Genomic DNA, 17514 nt, shown 5'->3' with positions numbered 1-17514 from the left:
AAGGCGGTGCGGGACTCGATCACCGGCGCCGCGGCGCTCGCCGCGAGAGCGGCCAGCGCCGCGGCGCTCGCCGCGAGAGCGGCCGACGCGTCTCTCCTGCAGGCCGCCCAGGTCTCGTTCGTCTCGGCGATGGACCAGGTCCTCCTCATGGCGGTCTTCCTTCCCGGCCGTACGGCGAGGCCCGGCGGAGCGGCAGAATCGGAGCATGAGCTCACCACGGCGCGCTGACCTGGCGCCCCGCTCCCCCGAATGTGCGGTAACGAGCCTCCGGGAGCGCAAGAAGGCCAAGACTCGGCGGACGATCCAGGAGCAGGCCCTGCGGTTGTTCGCCGAGCAGGGTTACGAGGCCACCACCGTGGAGCAGATCGCCGAGGCGTCCGAGGTCTCGCCCAGCACGTTCTTCCGCTACTTCCCCACCAAGGAAGACGTGGTCATCCAGGACGACTACGACCCCCTGCTGATGGAGACGCTCAAGCACCAGCCGCCGGACCTGCCGCCCATCCGGGCGATTCGCCTGGCCTTCCAGGAGGCCCTAGCCCAACTCTCGGCCGAGGAACAGGCGCAGATCCTGTTCCGGGCCAAGCTGTCCATGAGCGTCCCGACCCTGCGCGCGCGGACCGCGGACGGCCTGTTCGCCACGATCGACATGCTCACCGGGGCCGTTGCCGAGCGGTCCGGCCGTGATCCCGGCAGCCCAGCCGTACGAGCGCTCGTCGGCGCGGTGATGGGGGTGATGTTCTCCGCCATCTTCGCCTGGGTCGAGCAGGACGGCGCCACTCCCCTGCCCGTCATCCTGGACGAGGCCCTCGGCTACCTGGAATCCGGCCTGCCGATCTGATCTTCGCCGCTAGGATGATCGCTCTGTCCATGAACGGGGCTTTCATCCCGGAGGAACTCGTGTCTCACCGCAGGTCAGCGCCCGCCCTTGCTCTTTCTCTGCTCGCGTCCGCGCTGGTCGCCGTGCCGACGCCCGCCTCGGCGGCGGCCGGGGACACCGAGATCACGGTTGTGACCTGCGCACCGTTCTGGACGCTCAGCCTGGAGAGCGGGGGCCTCTGCGGCGCCGAGGTGCTCGACGCGCTGTTCACCGGGCTCACCGAATTCGATCCCGCGACGGGCCGCTCGACCTACGCGGTCGCCAAGTCGATCACGACGAAGGACAATCGGCGGTTCACGGTCACGTTGCGCAAGGGCTGGACGTTCCACGACGGCACCCCGGTCAAGGCCCGCAACTTCGTCGAGGCGTGGAAGCAGACCGCCTCCTCGAAGGGGTCCTCGTCGTTCCTCTTCGAGGACATCAAGGGGTATGGCTCGCGGAAGATGTCCGGCCTCAAGGTGGTCGACGACCACACCTTCACCTCGAGTTGGACAGGCCTTTCGGGCCGTTCGTGAAGAAGCTCGGCCATGTGGCCTTTTCGCCGCTGCCCGACTCCGTCCTCACCAAGCCCTCGTCGTTCGCGGCTCATCCGGTCGGTAACGGCCCCTTCCAGCTCACGTCCGGGAAGCCGGAGTCCGATGTCGTGGTCGAACGTTTCGACGGCTACGCCGGGACGGTGCGCACCAACGTCTCAAAGATCACGTACAGGCTGTTCTCCGACGAGAACGCGACCTATCGGGACCTCCTGTCCGGCGACGTGGACTTCCTTACCATAATCCCGTACTCGAAGGTCGCGAGCTACAAGAAGGACCTGAACGGACGGGTCATCGACCGGGCGGGAAACACGCTGCAGACCATCGACTTCCCGATCTCACTGGGGACCAACGCCGACTTTCGCAAGGCGATCTCGATGGCGATCGACCGCAAGATGATCTCCAAGCGCCTCACCACCGGGATGGACGTCCCCGCCCACTCGTTCGTCTCGCCTCTCGCGGAAGGGGCCCGGCATGACCCCTGCGGGCGGGCCTGTGACTACGACCCTTCCCTGGCGCGGAAGTACCTCGCCAGGGCCGTGGCCAAGGGATTCCGGCCGCCGGCGACCCTGCCGCTGTACTACAACGCCGACAGCTCCTACGCGGAGTGGGTGAACGCGGTGGCGGCGAGCGTGAACAAGACCTTCAAGGGAAAGGTGAAGATCGCCCCGAAGGGGATCAAAACCTACGACGAGTTCATGAAGGCACGGTCGGCCGGGACTCTCCACGGGATCTTCCGCGCCACCTGGCAGATGGACTTTCCGCACATCCAGAACTTCCTCGGGCCGCTCTACGCCTCCGACGGGCTCTTCAACTACTCGGTCTATCGGAACAAGAAGTTCGACGCGCTCCTCAACGCGGCCGACCGGCAGGTCTCCCCAGCCAAGGCGATCAAGCTCTACCAGCGGGCCGAGTCGCAGTTGGTCAGCGACATGCCGGCCATCCCGCTCTGGTTCTACAGCGACCTGTCGGGCTACTCCGCCAAGATCACAACGGCGAGGCTCACGCCGTACGGCTGGCTGGACCCGAGCTCGGTGAGGGTCGGGTAGAGCCGGGTGCGGTCAGCGGACGCGGGCGGACACCGGGGGGCTGATCCGCACGACACCGGCCAGGTTGCGCGTGTAGATCTTGGCGATCCGCACGACGTCGCCCGTGTGGGGGGCGTGGAGCATCTTGTCCCCGCCCCAGTAGATCGCCACGTGGGAGATGTAACCGGGGTTGGTCGGGTCGTTGCGCCAGAAGAGCAGGTCTCCGGGCTGCGCCTGGGAGAGGGGGATCTGCGGCCCGCTCGCCCACTGCTGCGCCGCCACGCGCGGCATCCGCACACCCGCCTGCCCGTAAGCCCACTGCACCAGCCCCGAGCAGTCGAAGCTGTCCGGCCCCTCCGCCCCCCAGACGTACGGCCGGCCGAGCTTGCCGATCGCGGCCTGCAACGCGACCTGGAGCTGCTGGGTGGACATGAACGCGGTGGAGGGCCACGCCGTCCCGCCCCCACCCGGGCTGGTCCTGGGCGCGACGGTGACGGGGTTGATCGTGGCGACCTGGCTGCCCTTGGGCAGGATCTTCAGCAGCCTCGCGCGCAGCTTCCGCGAGTCGGCCCTGGGCGCGCTCACGACCAGGGCGTTTCCCTCGGGAATGCCCAATGACCTGGCGGTCTGCCGGGACACGATCGCGGCGATGGCGCCCATGCCGACCGTGGCGTACGCCCCGACCCGCAGCCGCCGACCTCCCCCGTCCACGACGGACCCCAGCTTCAGGCCCCCGTCGTGGCCGAGCTCGAACGAGACGGCCATGTCCCCGGCGGCGATGTTGGTCCAGAGCGCGTCCGACCCCGCCGTGGACGACGGCGTGTACGCCCGGAACGTCGACGGGTCGACGCCCATCGTCGGGACCCGCTTGCCGTCCACCGTCACCTCGGCGGCGTCGGTGACCTCGGCCGCCGCCACGCCTTTCTGGCGGCGCACCCCCTCCACGACCTTGGGCGACAGGGCACGGTTCGCCACCACGAAGAGATGGGGCTGGACCAGCCTCTTGAGCGGGGCGACCGACGCCGTGGCGGCCTCCGCCTGCTCCGGCTTTCGCTCGTCCACCGCCGCGACGTAGTCACCGTGCTGACGGGCCGGTCGCTGCGGATACCGCACGGCCACCGCCTGCGACTGCGGCCCGCTGAGCTCTTCAAGGATCACCAGGTCGGCGGCGAGGACCGAGACCAGCGACACCGCGATGATCGGGACGTTGCGGCGCAGGTTGCGGGACCGGCGCGGGTGATCCCGGAACGGGTCCCAGAACGGGGCGCGCCATGGGTTCCGCCCAGGCATCCTGGGCCGGTAGGCCAGGTCCTGGCGAGCCTCAGACAGGACTCTGCCGAGGCTCTTCCGGACACGGGTGAAGACGCGCGCTCGATGGTCGAGCACGTTCTCACCCCTTCCACGGCAATGGTCCGTTCCATGAACGAGCCTGCCGTACGTCCGGGAATCCCGCAATCAGCGGCGGGACTCCCGGCACCTGGTGTCCCTGATTACCTGCTCTTGCACTAGTTGCCGATGTACGGCACGGCCTCGAGGATCTCTACGGTGTTCTGCCGGCCGTTGGGCAGCGTGTAGGTCGCCTTCTCGCCGATCTTCTTGCCGTTGATCGCGGCCCCGAGGGGGGACTTGGGCGAGTACACGTCGATGGGGGCGCCGCTCTCCTCGCGGGAGGCCAGCAGGAAGGTGACCTCCTCCTCGTCGCCGTCGAAACGGACCGTCACGGTCATGCCGGGGCCGACGACGCCTTCCGCGCGCGGGGCCTCGCCCACCTTGGCGCTGTCGAGGATCTGGCGGAGGTGGAAGATGCGGGCCTCCATCTTGCCCTGCTCGTCCTTGGCGGCGTGGTAGCCGCCGTTCTCCTTGAGGTCACCCTCTTCCCGGGCGGCTTCGATCTTCTTGGCGATGTCCGTGCGACCCGGGCCCGAAAGGTACTCGTACTCCTCCTTGAGGCGGTCATACGCCTCCTGCGTCAGCCAGGTGACGTTTTCGTTCTGGGAGACGGCCACGGGTTCTCCTTGTTCCTGTAGGTGACTCGAAAGGCTGACAAGTTAACGCCTTCGAACGCTTCCCCAAAGATTCCACTATACGAGATTGCAGTACTGGACGTGCACTGCTGTGGCCTGGGCACTGGTCTTCAGCCGCTCAGTGAACGCCAGGTCGGACTTCCCCCGGGGAACGTCGATCTCACGGCTGCCCACCTCGATGTGCTGGGTGTCGACCGCCCGCAACCGGCACGTCGCCTCGCGATCGGCGGGCTTGTGCACGGAGAAGGTTATCTGGGCGGAGGTGGGCGCGCTCGCGTCGAAGGCGATGACTTCGGCCCGCACCTCGGGGTTGCCGCGCGCGGCCACCATGACGTATCCCCAGCCACCTGCGATGATGGCGACGATCGCGCCGATGATGAGGTATGCCAGGAATCGCCCGGGACCGGCCGGACGCTCCTCGAAGTCGTCCGGCGTCCCGAGGATCGGGCGAGCCCCCGGGCCGCCGGCTGTGCCGTTGACCTCGTCGCTGGGCATGGCGGAATCTCCCTGCGCTCTCTCGGTGTTGTCCGAGACAATGTTCATAGAGGGCCATGGCGGGGTCGCGGCACGCGACGAATCCGAAGCACACGGCCAATTAGAAGCTAACCTCTCTGGGGAGCTACAGAACACCATGAGGAGAGCCGTGAGTGCACCGCTGAGGCTGATGGCCGTTCACGCGCACCCCGACGACGAGTCGAGCAAGGGCGCCGCCACGATGGCCCGCTACGTCGCCGAGGGCGCCGAGGTCCTCGTCGTGACGTGCACGGGCGGTGAACGCGGCTCGATCCTCAACCCGAAGATGGACCGCCCGGACATCCTGGAGAACATCGCCGAGGTGCGCCGCCAGGAGATGGAGAAGGCCCGGGACATCCTCGGCGTGAAGCAGCGGTTCCTCGGCTTCGTGGACTCCGGACTGCCGGAGGACGAGAACGAACCGCTTCCAGAGGGGTGCTTCGGCCTGCAGCCGATCGAGGTGGCGTCCGCGCCGCTTGTGGCCGCCGTCCGGGAGTTCCGGCCCCATGTGATCTTGACTTATGACGACAACGGCGGCTACCCGCATCCCGACCACATCATGACGAACCGGGTGTCCGTGGAAGCCTTCGAGGCGGCAGGGGACCCCGACCGCTACCCGGGCACCGGGGAGCCGTGGCAGCCGCTGAAGCTCTACTTCCACATGGGCTTCACCCGCGAGCGTTTCGAGGCGCTGCACGACGCCATGACCGAGCGCGGGATGGGCTCGCCGTACGGCGACTGGATCGCCCGGTGGGAGGACCGCCCGCAGAAGTGGGACGTCACCACCCGGGTGCCGTGCGCCGACTACTTCGAGACCCGTGACCTCGCCCTGCTGGCGCACGCCACCCAGGTCGACCCGGACGGGTTCTGGTTCGTCTGCCCGCGCGAGATCCAGCAGGAGGTCTGGCCCACCGAGGACTACCACCTGGCGCGGTCCCTGGTGGACACCACCCCTCCCGAGGACGACCTGTTCGCGGGGATCCACGCGGGGGTCTCCCCGGCCTGCTCGTAAGCTTGAGGTGTGAACGCCACTCCCGACTACACCAACGTCGGTCCCGGGATCCTCGCATTCCTTGTCGTCGCTGCGATCGGTCTCGCACTGTTCTTCCTCATCAAATCGATGAACAGGCAGTTCGCCAAGATCCAACCGCGGGACGACAAGCCCGAGGACCGTCAGAACGGAGCCGGTGAGTGATCGAGGTCGTCGACAACCCCGGGGCAGCACGTTACGAGATCCTGGTCGACGGCCGGATCGCCGGCTTCGCGCAGTACCGCCTGCGACCCGGAAAGATCATCTTCACGCATACGGAGATCCGCGACGAGTTCGAGGGCCAGGGCCTGGGCGGCAAGCTCGTCTCCACGGCCCTGGACGGGTCGCGGGCCGCGGGCCTGGAGGTCACACCGCTGTGCCCGTTCGTCGCCGGGTACATCCAGCGCCACCCGGAGTACCGCGACCTCGTGGACGAGAACTACCGCGAGTTCGTGTCCTCCACCGACGAGCCGTAGAGCCGGGCCGGGCTCCGGCTTCAGTCCGCCGACCAGGCGCGCTCCAGCGCCTTCGGCAGGCCCCACCAGCCCAGCGGCGTGAGAACCTCCGCCTTGTCCACGATGCCGAGGTGCGCCCACAGCGGCGTGACCGCCGTGAACAGCATCTCGGTGGCCTCCAGGTCCTCCGGCTCGTCCGGCTCGACGTCGATGTCCTCGGAGTCGGCGATGAACCGGGCGATCCGCTCGGGGGACGCGAGCACCCCCGGCCCGTAGCGGGCGAGCGCGGTCACGGCCGCCAGCCAGTCGGCGTGGTGGATGGCGCACAACGAGGCCAGTATCGAGTCCTCGTGGCTCAGCTCGCCCTCCATGTCGAAGAAGCGGGCGGCGTCCTCCTCGTCCGGAAGGTCGGAGATCGGCGCCGAGATGCCGGCGGCCACGGCGAGCCAGAGATCCTCGTCACGCTCGGGAAGGATGCCGTCGTCCAGGCCCGCGCAGGCGCGCAGCACGTTGCCCGGGTAGCCGGTCTGGGTGAGCGTGACGCGGAGCCGCCCGGCGGCCGACCGCAGGTCGGCCGCCGGAAAGGGAGGCTCGGGCAGCCCTTCGAGCACCCGGCGCAGCTCGCTGAGCGCGAACGCCTCCTCCTCGTCCCAGGCCGCGAACAGCTCCTGGTCCTGTTCGTCGCTCACCACGACGCTCGGCACCCGGCCGTCGGGCAGCGGTGTGCCGAGCCAGCGATCCTGGAGCTCCTCGTAGGCGTGGCGGGCGTCGGTGTCTCCGGCGGCCAGCGCGTCCGCGTCGATCTCGCCCGCGGCGACCCGCTGCTCCAGGAACTCGACCATGCGCTCGTACATCTCGGTCGCCACCGGGCCGCGCTCGCTCTCGTCGGGCCACACGAAGTAGCTGCGGGTGAGCAGGATCGGCTCCGTCCCGCTGGACTCCAGCCAGCGCTGCACGTCGCCCACCGTGGCGACCCCGGACTCGATCCGGGCGAGGATGCTCTTGGCCGATTCCCAGAAAGTGACGGACAGCGGGTTGCCGGCGGCCAGCAACTCCCTGCGCAGGTCGGGGAGGGAGACCAGGGCCTGCCCCGACGGTACGGCGAGCAGCGCGCGTGCCACGTCACGCCGCGTCAGCGCCGTCGCCGGCCGACCCGAATGGTTGACCGCGAAGTCCAGATCCAAGCTCACGCCCCGTGAGCCTACGCCGCACGACGCCGGAACACATCCCCGGCCGCCCCCGGCGGTTCATCGCCGCCCCGCCGGACGGATCTCTCACCCCCTTGCTCAGGCCGTACGGCGTGGCGCGACAGAGATTACTACTGTCAGCACTTTAATGATTACCCACAGTTAGTTTATTGTCTGGGCATGGCCGCGAGACTCGCTAAGGCGCACTACTCCCCCGCGTTGTTCGACCTCGCGCGGGACGTCACCGGCGGACTGCCGATGAAACTCGTCGAGCTCTGGATCGAGAGCGAGCAGAGCTCCGACGCCGCGCTGCGCCTGCTGAAGGAGCACAAGGTCCTGGGCTACACCGTCGTCTCGGACTCCGCCGGCCTGACGAGGCTGACCCGCCAGAAGGGCCTGATGGAGATCCTCGCCCTGATCGACCGGCCCAAGCAGATCGTGTACGGCCATGGCACCGCCATCGGGGGCGAGGGCGTGGGCATCTGGGCCGCCGACAACACGCAGATGCTCTATCCCCCTTCGACCGGCGCCGATGTGCTGCTCTCCACTCTGCTCACCGTCCAGGACGAGATCGCGCGCCGCTGCCAGGTCCAGATCGGCCTCGGGGCGCACTTCGGCGAGTTCTACCGCCTGGCGGGCGGCCTCTACGGCGGCGAGGCCGCCGCGATCGAGGAGATCACGGAGAACGACACCGAAGCGGGAGAGATCGCCGTCAGCCAGGCCGTCATCGATCAACTGCCGGACGGCCACGCCTTCACCCTCATCCGCAAGGACGGCGAGCACCCCGCGATCGGCGCGATGCACCGCGTGATCGACGGCCCCCGCCTCAACGACGTGCAGCCGGCCGGCGGGCACTACCCGATCCCCTATTCCGAGGTCTTCTACACCGGCCTCGTCGCCTACGCGAGCCGTCTCGACGACGCCGCCGCCTTCGGCCGCCGGCTCGCGGACAGGCATCTGCGCGACAGCACGGTCGTCCTCGTCGAGCACCAGGCCCACCTGGCCAGAGCTCACGAGTCCGCCCTGCTCGACGAGTTGGCGCTCTCCGCGCTGATGAAGGACACCGGCCTGCGCCATCTCCCCGAAGACGGCGCCTGCGAGGTCAAGGTCTCCGGCCGTCTGGGGATCTACCTCTTCGACGACCCCGCCACCGCTGTCGGCTTCGCCCGGAAGTTCCGGCGAGACCTGGAGGAGCGGCAGATCACCTGCCGGATCGGCATCGACGCCGGGCCCGTCCTGGTCAGCGGACTCCCCGGCGGCGGCATGGACATCGCGGGCATGCCCGTCAACATCGCCTCCAAGATGGCTCAGGACGTGGGCCGGCCAGGCCGGATGTATCTGAGCGAGGCGCTGAGGGAGCATGCCGGCCCCGCGCACTTCACCGCGGTGAGCTACACCGTCTCAGGAGTCCAGATGACCGCCTTCGAAGGCTGACCCACGCGCACGGGCCCCGCAAGGGCGACGTGCCGTTCGTGTTCAGCGTCCGCTGCCGCCTGTCACTTTCGCCACCGCAGTCAGGCGAGTAGCTCCCGGGCTCCCCGGGCACGCCGTACCCTGGTGCGGGAACGATGAAAGGCGGTGTCGATGAGCGCTCAGCCCGTCCACCAGCACTCGGCCGACATGCCGCGTGTCCCCAGGACCATCGGCGGCATCTCGAACGCCCTCCGGGGCGGCCGCCGAGCTCAGTTCTTCGCTGAGTTGCTGGAAGCCCAGCAGGGACCGGAGCTCGATGGCGTGCTCACCGCCTGGTGGGGGCGTGCGATGCTCGACACCGATCCCCATCGTGACCGTATTCAGGCGGCCGCCGAGGCGGGCACGCTGCCGACCACGACCATGGACGACATCGCCCGCCGCAGAAAGGAGTGCACCACGCCGTGAGCGCGGATGACGACCTCTGGCCTGTCATCCCTTCCGACCTCGTGGGCGACACCCTCGCCGACCCCGCCGTCTCCGCGGAAGTCTTCTCCACAGTGGCCGCGCTAACGGTCGCGATTCGCGAGAATCCCTGGCTATCCGGGAGCGATCAGGTAGGTGCCGACCCCGACTGGCGGGAGATCTTGATCCCCAGGGGTTACGGCATCGCCGAGTACCGCATCAGCCGGAGAGACCACCACGTAATCCTTACCCGCATCTGTCTCTTCTGACGGTGTGAGAGGCTGATCGTATGAATCGGCTGGGTGGTGAGACCTCTCCCTACCTCCTCCAACATGCCGGCAATCCGGTGGATTGGTGGCCATGGGGAGAGGATGCGATGCGAGAGGCGAGCAGGCGGGACGTGCCCCTGCTCATCAGCGTCGGCTACTCCGCCTGCCACTGGTGCCACGTCATGGCGCATGAGTCGTTCGAGGACACGGCGACCGCGCGGCTCATGAACGAGCTGTTCGTCAACGTCAAGGTCGACCGGGAGGAGCGGCCCGACGTCGACGCGGTCTACATGGCCGCCACCCAGGCGATGACCGGGCATGGCGGCTGGCCGATGACGGTCTTCGCCACGCCCGACGGCCACCCGTTCTACACGGGGACCTACTTCCCGCGCGCCCAGTTCCAGCGGCTCCTCCAGGGGGTCTCCGAGGCCTGGCGGAACGACCGGGAGGCCGTCGTCGCCCAGGGGTCGGCCGTCGTCCAGGCGCTCAACGAGCGGGCCGCCCTGCCGTCGGGCCCGCTGCCGACCACCGAGACGCTGGAGCATGCCGTACGGAACCTCGCGGGGAGCTTCGATCCAGAGAGCGGCGGCTTCGGCGGCGCGCCCAAGTTTCCGCCGTCGATGGTCCTGGAGTTCCTTCTCCGGCACGGCACGAGCGACGCCCTCGCCATGGCCGGCGCGACGATGGAGGCCATGGCCAGGGGCGGCATGTACGACCAGCTCGGCGGGGGCTTCGCCCGCTACTCGGTTGACGCGGGCTGGGTGGTCCCCCATTTCGAGAAGATGCTGTACGACAACGCCCTGCTGCTGCGGGTCTACGCCCATTGGTGGCGGTCGACCGGGTCCGTACTGGCAAGACGCGTGGCCCTGGAGACCGCCGACTGGCTGCTCCGCGAGATGAGCACGCCCGAGGGCGGCTTCGCCTCCGCGCTCGACGCCGACAGCGAGGGGCCGGACGGCGCCCACGGAGAGGGCCTGTTCTACGTCTGGACGCCCGAGCAGCTCCACGACGTGCTGGGAGCCGACGACGGAGCCTGGGCGGCCTCGTTGTTCGAGGTGACGGGCACGTTCGAGCACGGGACCTCCGTCCTCCAGCTCCTCGCCGACCCCGACGACCAGGCCCGGTTCGACCGGGTCCGTACGGCACTGCGCGCCGCCCGTGAGAAGAGGCCACGGCCCGGACGGGACGACAAGGTCGTCGTGGCCTGGAACGGGCTCGTCATCGCGGCGCTCGCCGAGGCCGGAGCCCTGTTCGAGCGGCCCGACCTGGTAGAGACCGCCCGTGCCGCGGCCGTCCTGCTCGCCGACCTGCACATGGGCGGTCCCGACGACCCGCACGGCGACGGGCGGGGGCCGGCGCGGCTGCTGCGGACCTCCCGGGATGGACGGGCGGGGACCAACCCCGGGGTCCTGGAGGACTACGCGAATGTGGCCGAGGGCTTTCTCACGCTCTACGGCGTGACCGGCGAGACCCGGTGGTTCCACCTGGCCGGCGATCTCCTGGAGACCGTGCTGATCCGGTTCCCCGACGGGGCTGGGGGGTTCTTCGACTCGGCCGACGATGGTGAGCGGCTGTTCCAGCGGCCCCAGGACCCGACCGACAACGCCACGCCGTCGGGGCAGTTCGCTGCGGCGGGCGCGCTGCTGTCCTACGCGGCGCTCACCGGGTCGGCCCGGCACCGGGAGGCCGCCGAGGCGGCGCTCGGAGCGGTGTCCGTGCTGGCCGACAAGTACGCCAGGTTCGCCGGGTGGGGGCTGGCCGTGGCGGAGGCGGCGCTGGCGGGCCCCGCCGAGGTGGCCGTCGTCGGCCCCGCCGGCGACCCCCGGACCAGGGCGCTGCACCGCGCCGCCCTCATGTCCAACGCCCCGGGCCTGGTCGTCGCCCTCGGCCCGGGAACGCCGGACGTCCCGCTGCTTGAGGGGCGGGGCATGGTCGGCGGCGAACCGGCGGCGTACGTGTGCCGTCGCTTCACCTGCCGGGCTCCCGTCACCGCCCCCGCCGACCTCCGCGCCGAACTGGCCCGCTAGTCATCCATCAGACGGCGAGGGAAGCTTCGCGGCGATGACGTCGGTGTACTCGATCGTGGGTGGTTGAGCAAAGTGTCCCGGTTCCTGGGCGAGCCTCGCCCGACCGGCCTCCAGGTGGGCCTGGCGGCCGGTCTCGTCCGGGAACGCGTCGACGACGGCGAAGGTCGACGGTCCGAGGCGCAGTGCGAGCCAGACGGTGGTGTCCGGCTCCTCTTCGACCTCGGCGAGCGCCGCCTTGAGCTGGGCCTCGACTTCTGCTTCGTGTCCGGGCTTGGCCTCGATCCGAACGAAGAGCCCTACTTGGACCATGACATTTCTCCTTTGTTTTTGAACTACAGGTACAGAAAATGGGCATGTTGAAGGCGGCCGTAAACCGCGAATCTCAGAGGGTCGCGAGCACGGCGTCGAGCATCCTCGTCAGCCGCCCCGAATCATCGCCGATCCTGGCCAGCACACTCATGCCGATGACGGTGCCCAACAGCAAACTCGCGACCTCACGGGGGTCGCGGGCCGCATCGATCTCCCCGTTGCGCTGACCTCGCTCGATCGCCGCTTGCAGCACTGTCTCCATCTGACCGAAGACGCCGGCGACCACCTTGGCGGCCACCTGATCGGTGCCCGCCAACTCGGTCGCGGTGTTGACGGCCAAGCAGCCACGCCCGTACGCACCGCCGGGATCGGTTTCCGTCAGCTTCATCAGGGCCACACGCAGCCGCGGCTTGACCTCGCCGGGCTCCTCCAGCAGTTCGCTCAGGGTCGCCACCCGCCGCTCGCCATAGCGCCGCAGGGCCAGCTCGAACAGAGCATGCTTGCTGGTGAAGGCGTTGTAGAGGCTCCCTTTCCCGATGCCGAGCGCCTCGACCAGGTCCTGAGGTGTGGTCGAACCGTACCCTTTGCGCCAGAAAACCTCTATCGCCTTGTCCACGGCGACGTCCGGTTCGAACTGTTTCGGCCTGCCCACGTAGGTAACCCTAGCATTTTTATGGACCTGTGAGTCAAATATTTAGAAGTCGTCGTCGGGGGCGTCGTCGGGTGGCGGGCCGCCACCGTTTCCAGGACCACCGTTTCCAGGACCACCGTTTCCAGGACCGTCGCCTCCGGGGCCGCGGCCTCCCGGACCGTCGCCGCTGGGGCCTCCGCCGGGATCGCCACCTCCGTCGCCGTGGTCGCCGCCGCCGGGCTGGTCACCGGGGCCTCCGGGGACGCCCACGCCCGGATCGCCCGGCTGGCCGTTACCTGTGCCGCCCTCCGAGGGGTCCTGATCCGGCGCCCAGGTGTCTCCCGGGTACGGCGACGCGGTGCCCGTGCCGGGCGGGGCGGACCGGCTGTTGCCGTACCCGTCCCAGTAGTAATAGGGATCCCAGGACACGGGATCCGGGAACTCCTTGACGGGCTTGCCGTCCATCGCCTCGCTCATGAACTCTTTCCAGATCTCGGCGGGCAGCGTTCCGCCGTACAACTCCCCGTAGCCGGGCACGGTCACCGGCTTGTTGTCGTCGCGGAACATGTTGACCGCGACCGAGAGTTGCGGGACGTAGCCGGTGAACCAGACGGCGGCCGACTCGTCGGTGGTGCCCGTCTTGCCGGCCACCGGCCGGTCGTAGAGGCGGGCGGCCGTGCCGGTGCCGCCCTGCACGACCTGCTCCAGGGCGTACGTCGTGTCCGCGGCGGTGTCCTCGCTGAACGCCCGCGTCCCCGGGGTGGTGACCTTCTTCTTCTGCCCCTTGGCGTCGGTCACCGACCGGATCACGTGGGCGGCGTGGTGGACGCCGTGAGCGGCGAACGTGCCGAACCCGGACGCCTGCTGGACGGCGCTCACCGAGGCCACGCCCAGCGGGAACGTCGGGGCGGACTCGTGCGGCGCGAGCTGCCCCGCGGGGATGCCCGCGGCCTCCGCCGCCTCCGCGACCTTCTTGAGCCCGACAATCTGCCCGAGGTCGACGAAGGCCGTGTTGACCGAGTGGCGGGTCGCGTCGACCAGCGTGATGGCCGAGCCGTACGACCTCCCGCCGGAGTTGGGGATCTCGGCCGAGGCGACCCGCATGGGCGAGTTGCCGTTGACCCTGGTGCCGAGCCCGTAGCCGGCCTCCAGGGCGGCGGCCAGCGTGTACGGCTTGAAGGTCGAGCCGGCCTGGACCTTGGCCGAGAAGGCGTTGTCGTACTGGTTGGTCTCGTAGCGTCCGCCGTAGAAGGCGACGACCTCGCCGGTGTCCGGGTCGACGGCGGCCAGGCCGGTCCTGACGTTCTTGGGCGTGTCGTCCGGCAGGATCGACTTCACGGCCTGCGCGGCCAGGGCCATGAGCTTCTTGTCGAAGGTCGTGGTGATCTTCAGCCCGCCGTGGTTGATGTCCTCGTCGGTGTAGCCCATCCGGTTCAGCTCGGCCCGCACCTGGGCCAGCATGTAGCCGTTCTGGCCGCCGAGCGAGAGGGGGGCCTTCTGGGTGGCCAGTTCGGGGAACGTCTGCCGCCCGGCCTCGTCTCGGCTGAGCGCGCCCGTCTGCACCATGCCGTCGACCACGGTCTTCCAGCGGGAGCGCACCGCGTCGAGGTCCGCGCCCTGGGGGTCGGCGAACCTGGACGGTTGCTGGATCACCGCGGCGAGGTAGGCGCCCTCGGCGGGAGTGAGGTCGCGCACGTCCTTGGCGAAGTAGGCCCGGGAGGCGGCCTGTATGCCGTACGCGCCGCGGCCGAAGTAGATCGTGTTGAGGTATTGCTCCAGGACCCAGTCCTTCGACTTCGAACGGTCGACCTTCAACGAGATCATGATCTCTTTGAGTTTGCGCCCGATGGAACGTTCCTGGCCGAGGCCGCTGTAGTAGTTGCGGACCATCTGCTGGGTGATCGTGGAGCCGCCCTGGAGCTGGTGGCCGGTGAGCGTGGACCACATGGCCCGTGCCGTGCCGGAGAGGGAGACGCCCTTGTCCTGGTAGAAGGTCCGGTTCTCCGCGGCGATGACGGCGCTCCTGACGACCTGCGGCACCTGGCTGAGCGGCACGTTCTTCCGGTTGACGCCCTCGGTGGCGAGCACGGTCTTGCCGTCCCGGTAGTAGATGGCCGAGCCCTGGGCCGTGGCGAGCGGCTGGGCGGTGTCGGGAATGGGGGTCAGCGCCCACACGGCGGCGACGATCGCGGTGAGAGCGAGGACGCCGGCGGCGAAGGTGGTGAGAAGGATCCGGAGCAGCCGCCGCCGCTTCTTCCTCGGGCGCGCGGGAACCGGCACGGCGGGCGGCGTGAACGGGCCGTGTCGCCCGGCGTTCTCCTCCCCGCGGGCCGGTTCGTCCGGCTCCACAGGACCTTCCTCGCCGCTGTGCACGCGTTACCCCCGATATGTCCGCTTACACCCGTGAGCTGGGCGGATGGAACCACGGTAAACGATGGATAACGATGCTCGGCACATTCCGATACCGCCGCGCGGGACAGGCCTAACTCCCGGCGGCGGCCACCAGGGGAAGGGTCCGGTACGGCACGGGCGTGTCGAGGGCGATCACCGATGACGTCCGTACGACGCCTTCCACGTCGACGATGAGGTCGATGACGCGCTGGAGGTCGGCGTTGTTGCGCGCGACCACCCGGCAGAGCATGTCGCCGCCGCCCGTGATGGTGTGGACCTCCAGCACCTCGGGGACGAGCGCCAGCCGGTCGGCGACCGGAACGTGCCCGCTGACCTGGCGGATCTGCAGCGTCACGAAGGCCGTCACGTCGTAGCCCAGCGCCGCCGGGTCGATCTCGGGGCCGTAGCCCGTGATGACGCCCCGGGCGGCCAGCCGGTCGAGCCGGGCCTGGACCGTGCCCCGCGCGACATTGAGCCGGCGGGAGCACTCCAGCACCCCGATCCGGGGCTCGGCGGCCAGCAGGGAAACGAGACGGGCGTCGAGCTGATCAATCGTCACAATATTTGCCTCCGACCGGGGTTAGCTGGTGAGCAAATTGTCCATCAAATCATCTCACTCTTGCACAATTTGGTCATCCCGGTCGAGAGTGGACTCATGAACGATGTCTTTCCGGTACACGGCATGGACGCGGTCGTCTTCGCGGTGGGCAACGCGAAGCAGGCCGCGCACTACTACTCGACCGCCTTCGGCATGCGCCTGGCGGCATACCGGGGGCCCGAGACCGGCAGCCCCGACGAGGTGGCGTACGTGCTGGTGTCCGGCTCGGCGCGGTTCGAGCTGCGCGGGTCCGTACGGCCGGGCACGCCGCTCGCCAGGCACGTGGCCGAGCACGGCGACGGCGTCATCGACCTCGCGATCGACGTGCCGGACGCGGAGGCCGCCTACCGGCACGCCCTGGAGCGGGGGGCCACGGGAGTGGCCGAGCCGCACGTCCTGGAGGACGATCACGGCAAGGTGGTGCTGGCCGCGATCGCGGCGTACGGCGAGACCAGGCACACGTTCGTCGACCGGTCGAACTACGCCGGCCCCTACCTGCCCGGGTACGTCGCCGCCCAGCCCCTCGTGGCCCCTCCGGACGTCAGGAACGGCAGGCTGTTCCAGGGGGTCGATCACTGCGTCGGCAACGTTGAGCGCATGGACGAATGGGTGGACTTCTACGAGCGGATCATGGGCTTCACCAAGATGGCGGAGTTCATCGGCGACGACATCGCGACCGAGTATTCGGCCCTGATGTCCAAGGTCGTCGCCGACGGCACCCGCAAGGTCAAGTTTCCGCTGAACGAGCCCGCGGCCGGCAAGAAGAAGTCGCAGATCGAGGAGTACCTCGAGTTCTACGGCGGCCCGGGGGTGCAGCACATCGCGCTGGCCACCAACGACATCCTCGCCACGGTGGACTACATGCGGCAGGCCGGCGTGGAGTTCCTCGACACGCCCGACTCCTACTACGAGGACCCGAAGCTCCGCGCCCGCATCGGTGAGGTCCGGGCGCCGGTCGAGGAGCTCAAGAAGCGGCGGGTCCTGGTCGACCGCGACGAGGACGGCTACCTGCTGCAGATCTTCACCAAGCCGGTGGTGGACCGGCCCACCGTTTTCTTCGAACTGATCGAGCGCCACGGCTCGCTCGGCTTCGGCAAGGGCAACTTCAAGGCGCTCTTCGAGGCCATCGAGCGGGAGCAGGCCGTCCGCGGCACCCTGTGAAGCCTTTGCGTGTCCACGGCTTTGCCCGGAAGGCGGCGTGGTGACCTACCAGCCATGGGCGCACCACCGCCGCCTCCGGGCGGCCCGTACGAGGGTCCGTACGAGGAACCGCGGGTGCCGTGGACTCCACCGCCGTTCGGCCCGGCGGCCCCGCCGCTCGCCGGGCGGTGGCGCCGCCTGTTCGCCGGGGTGACCGACGGGATCATCGTGGCCGCGCTCTCCGCCCCGTTCACCTGGACCGAATGGAAAGTCGTCTCCGACACGGCGACGGGCACGGCCTCCCGGGTGAACGTCACCCACACCTTCCTCGCCGGCCTCATCGGCTTCCTCTACTTCTGGCTGCTCCAGTCGTTCTGGAACGGCCAGACGCTCGGCAAGAAGGCGTTCGGCATGCGCGTAGTCCGGGAGACCGGGGAGCCCGCCGCGAAAGGACAGATCGCCGTCCGGCAGGTCGTGGAGATCCTCCTGGCCTGGCTGTGCTGCCTCGGGATCATCGATCTCGCCTGGATCCTGTTCGACCGCAGGAAGCAGGCCCTCCACGACAAGGCCGCGAAAACCCTGGTGGTGGATGCCTGACCTGGGAACCCACCTCACGTAAGGTGGCTT

Annotated in this window: 19 protein-coding genes and 1 pseudogene; 12 read left to right on the top strand and 8 right to left on the bottom strand. The window is 69.0% G+C overall.

What is annotated here, in order from left to right; all coding sequences use genetic code 11:
- The first annotated feature begins 6 nt into the window (after positions 1–6).
- From ABH927_RS13835 to ABH927_RS13825, 3 genes and pseudogenes are all read left to right on the top strand, one after another.
- Positions 7–228, top strand: coding sequence for a hypothetical protein (locus ABH927_RS13835; protein WP_370021475.1), 222 nt, complete (start codon positions 7–9; stop codon positions 226–228).
- Positions 206–838, top strand: coding sequence for a TetR family transcriptional regulator (locus ABH927_RS13830; protein ID WP_370021473.1), 633 nt, complete (start codon positions 206–208; stop codon positions 836–838). Before ABH927_RS13835 ends, ABH927_RS13830 begins: the two co-directional genes overlap by 23 nt.
- A 14-nt stretch (positions 839–852) precedes the next feature.
- Positions 853–2459: pseudogene (locus tag ABH927_RS13825) on the top strand (ABC transporter substrate-binding protein).
- 12 nt (positions 2460–2471) lie between these two features.
- Here ABH927_RS13825 and ABH927_RS13820 read toward each other — a convergent pair.
- The 3 genes from ABH927_RS13820 to ABH927_RS13810 all read right to left on the bottom strand — a co-directional run bounded on the left by ABH927_RS13820 (position 2472) and on the right by ABH927_RS13810 (position 4957).
- Complete coding sequence (locus tag ABH927_RS13820; RefSeq protein ID WP_370021472.1) at positions 2472–3824, bottom strand: C40 family peptidase; 1353 nt, start codon at positions 3822–3824, stop codon at positions 2472–2474.
- A 119-nt stretch (positions 3825–3943) separates the two neighbouring features.
- A complete protein-coding gene (gene greA, locus ABH927_RS13815; RefSeq protein ID WP_370021471.1) occupies positions 3944–4444 on the bottom strand; it encodes a transcription elongation factor GreA in 501 nt (166 codons plus the stop codon).
- A 75-nt stretch (positions 4445–4519) separates the two neighbouring features.
- The gene (locus ABH927_RS13810; RefSeq protein ID WP_370021469.1) at positions 4520–4957 is read right to left on the bottom strand and encodes a DUF4307 domain-containing protein; all 438 of its coding nucleotides are present in this window, start codon (positions 4955–4957) and stop codon (positions 4520–4522) included.
- Between the two features lie 148 nt (positions 4958–5105).
- Between ABH927_RS13810 and mca the strand changes: the two genes are divergently transcribed.
- Genes mca through ABH927_RS13795 form a run of 3 tightly spaced genes read left to right on the top strand, consistent with a single transcriptional unit; the run spans position 5106 to position 6481 of the window.
- Positions 5106–5987 carry a mycothiol conjugate amidase Mca gene (gene mca, locus ABH927_RS13805; RefSeq protein WP_370021467.1) on the top strand — a complete coding sequence of 294 codons (882 nt, stop codon included), beginning with the start codon at positions 5106–5108 and terminating at the stop codon, positions 5985–5987.
- Positions 5988–5996: 9 nt separating this feature from the next.
- A complete protein-coding gene (locus ABH927_RS13800; protein ID WP_370021465.1) occupies positions 5997–6170 on the top strand; it encodes a hypothetical protein in 174 nt (57 codons plus the stop codon).
- A complete protein-coding gene (locus tag ABH927_RS13795) occupies positions 6167–6481 on the top strand; it encodes a GNAT family N-acetyltransferase (RefSeq protein WP_370021463.1) in 315 nt (104 codons plus the stop codon). Before ABH927_RS13800 ends, ABH927_RS13795 begins: the two co-directional genes overlap by 4 nt.
- A gap of 20 nt (positions 6482–6501) precedes the next feature.
- Here the strand turns inward: ABH927_RS13795 and ABH927_RS13790 are convergent, their stop codons facing one another.
- Positions 6502–7650, bottom strand: coding sequence for a hypothetical protein (locus tag ABH927_RS13790; RefSeq protein ID WP_370021462.1), 1149 nt, complete (start codon positions 7648–7650; stop codon positions 6502–6504).
- A 177-nt stretch (positions 7651–7827) separates the two neighbouring features.
- Here ABH927_RS13790 and ABH927_RS13785 point away from each other — a divergent pair, with 177 nt between their 5' ends.
- The 4 genes from ABH927_RS13785 to ABH927_RS13770 all read left to right on the top strand — a co-directional run bounded on the left by ABH927_RS13785 (position 7828) and on the right by ABH927_RS13770 (position 11818).
- The gene (locus ABH927_RS13785) at positions 7828–9081 is read left to right on the top strand and encodes a hypothetical protein (RefSeq protein WP_370021460.1); all 1254 of its coding nucleotides are present in this window, start codon (positions 7828–7830) and stop codon (positions 9079–9081) included.
- 150 nt (positions 9082–9231) lie between these two features.
- Positions 9232–9525 carry a hypothetical protein gene (locus ABH927_RS13780; RefSeq protein ID WP_370021459.1) on the top strand — a complete coding sequence of 98 codons (294 nt, stop codon included), beginning with the start codon at positions 9232–9234 and terminating at the stop codon, positions 9523–9525.
- Positions 9522–9791: a hypothetical protein gene (locus tag ABH927_RS13775; protein ID WP_370021458.1), complete on the top strand. Its 270-nt coding sequence runs from the start codon at positions 9522–9524 to the stop codon at positions 9789–9791. Before ABH927_RS13780 ends, ABH927_RS13775 begins: the two co-directional genes overlap by 4 nt.
- Before the next feature lie 20 nt (positions 9792–9811).
- Complete coding sequence (locus tag ABH927_RS13770; protein ID WP_370021457.1) at positions 9812–11818, top strand: thioredoxin domain-containing protein; 2007 nt, start codon at positions 9812–9814, stop codon at positions 11816–11818.
- Here ABH927_RS13770 and ABH927_RS13765 read toward each other — a convergent pair whose 3' ends face one another.
- From ABH927_RS13765 to ABH927_RS13750, 4 genes are all read right to left on the bottom strand, one after another.
- On the bottom strand, positions 11819–12127 hold the full coding sequence (locus ABH927_RS13765) for a putative quinol monooxygenase (RefSeq protein WP_370021455.1): 309 nt from the start codon (positions 12125–12127) through the stop codon (positions 11819–11821). It abuts the gene before it with no gap.
- Between the two features lie 73 nt (positions 12128–12200).
- On the bottom strand, positions 12201–12779 hold the full coding sequence (locus ABH927_RS13760; RefSeq protein WP_370021453.1) for a TetR/AcrR family transcriptional regulator: 579 nt from the start codon (positions 12777–12779) through the stop codon (positions 12201–12203).
- A 42-nt stretch (positions 12780–12821) separates the two neighbouring features.
- Positions 12822–15107, bottom strand: coding sequence for a transglycosylase domain-containing protein (locus tag ABH927_RS13755; protein WP_370021452.1), 2286 nt, complete (start codon positions 15105–15107; stop codon positions 12822–12824).
- Between the two features lie 133 nt (positions 15108–15240).
- On the bottom strand, positions 15241–15708 hold the full coding sequence (locus ABH927_RS13750) for an Lrp/AsnC family transcriptional regulator (RefSeq protein ID WP_370021450.1): 468 nt from the start codon (positions 15706–15708) through the stop codon (positions 15241–15243).
- Between the two features lie 96 nt (positions 15709–15804).
- Here ABH927_RS13750 and hppD point away from each other — a divergent pair, with 96 nt between their 5' ends.
- Positions 15805–16908: a 4-hydroxyphenylpyruvate dioxygenase gene (gene hppD, locus ABH927_RS13745; protein WP_370021448.1), complete on the top strand. Its 1104-nt coding sequence runs from the start codon at positions 15805–15807 to the stop codon at positions 16906–16908.
- A 54-nt stretch (positions 16909–16962) separates the two neighbouring features.
- The gene (locus ABH927_RS13740) at positions 16963–17484 is read left to right on the top strand and encodes an RDD family protein (protein ID WP_370021446.1); all 522 of its coding nucleotides are present in this window, start codon (positions 16963–16965) and stop codon (positions 17482–17484) included.
- The last annotated feature ends 30 nt before the right edge of the window (positions 17485–17514 follow it).

This window comes from Planotetraspora sp. GP83 (assembly GCF_041262585.1).
Lineage (GTDB): Bacteria > Actinomycetota > Actinomycetes > Streptosporangiales > Streptosporangiaceae > JAOEGB01.
This window is presented reverse-complemented; position numbering and strand designations above follow the sequence as displayed.

Coding starts and splice junctions, on each gene's coding strand:
- ABH927_RS13770 (WP_370021457.1), top strand. CDS start 9,812: ATGAATCGGCTGGGTGGTGAGACCTCTCCCTACCTCCTCCAACATGCC.
- ABH927_RS13830 (WP_370021473.1), top strand. CDS start 206: ATGAGCTCACCACGGCGCGCTGACCTGGCGCCCCGCTCCCCCGAATGT.
- ABH927_RS13785 (WP_370021460.1), top strand. CDS start 7,828: ATGGCCGCGAGACTCGCTAAGGCGCACTACTCCCCCGCGTTGTTCGAC.
- ABH927_RS13780 (WP_370021459.1), top strand. CDS start 9,232: ATGAGCGCTCAGCCCGTCCACCAGCACTCGGCCGACATGCCGCGTGTC.
- ABH927_RS13740 (WP_370021446.1), top strand. CDS start 16,963: ATGGGCGCACCACCGCCGCCTCCGGGCGGCCCGTACGAGGGTCCGTAC.
- hppD (WP_370021448.1), top strand. CDS start 15,805: ATGAACGATGTCTTTCCGGTACACGGCATGGACGCGGTCGTCTTCGCG.
- ABH927_RS13810 (WP_370021469.1), bottom strand. CDS start 4,957: ATGCCCAGCGACGAGGTCAACGGCACAGCCGGCGGCCCGGGGGCTCGC.
- ABH927_RS13765 (WP_370021455.1), bottom strand. CDS start 12,127: ATGGTCCAAGTAGGGCTCTTCGTTCGGATCGAGGCCAAGCCCGGACAC.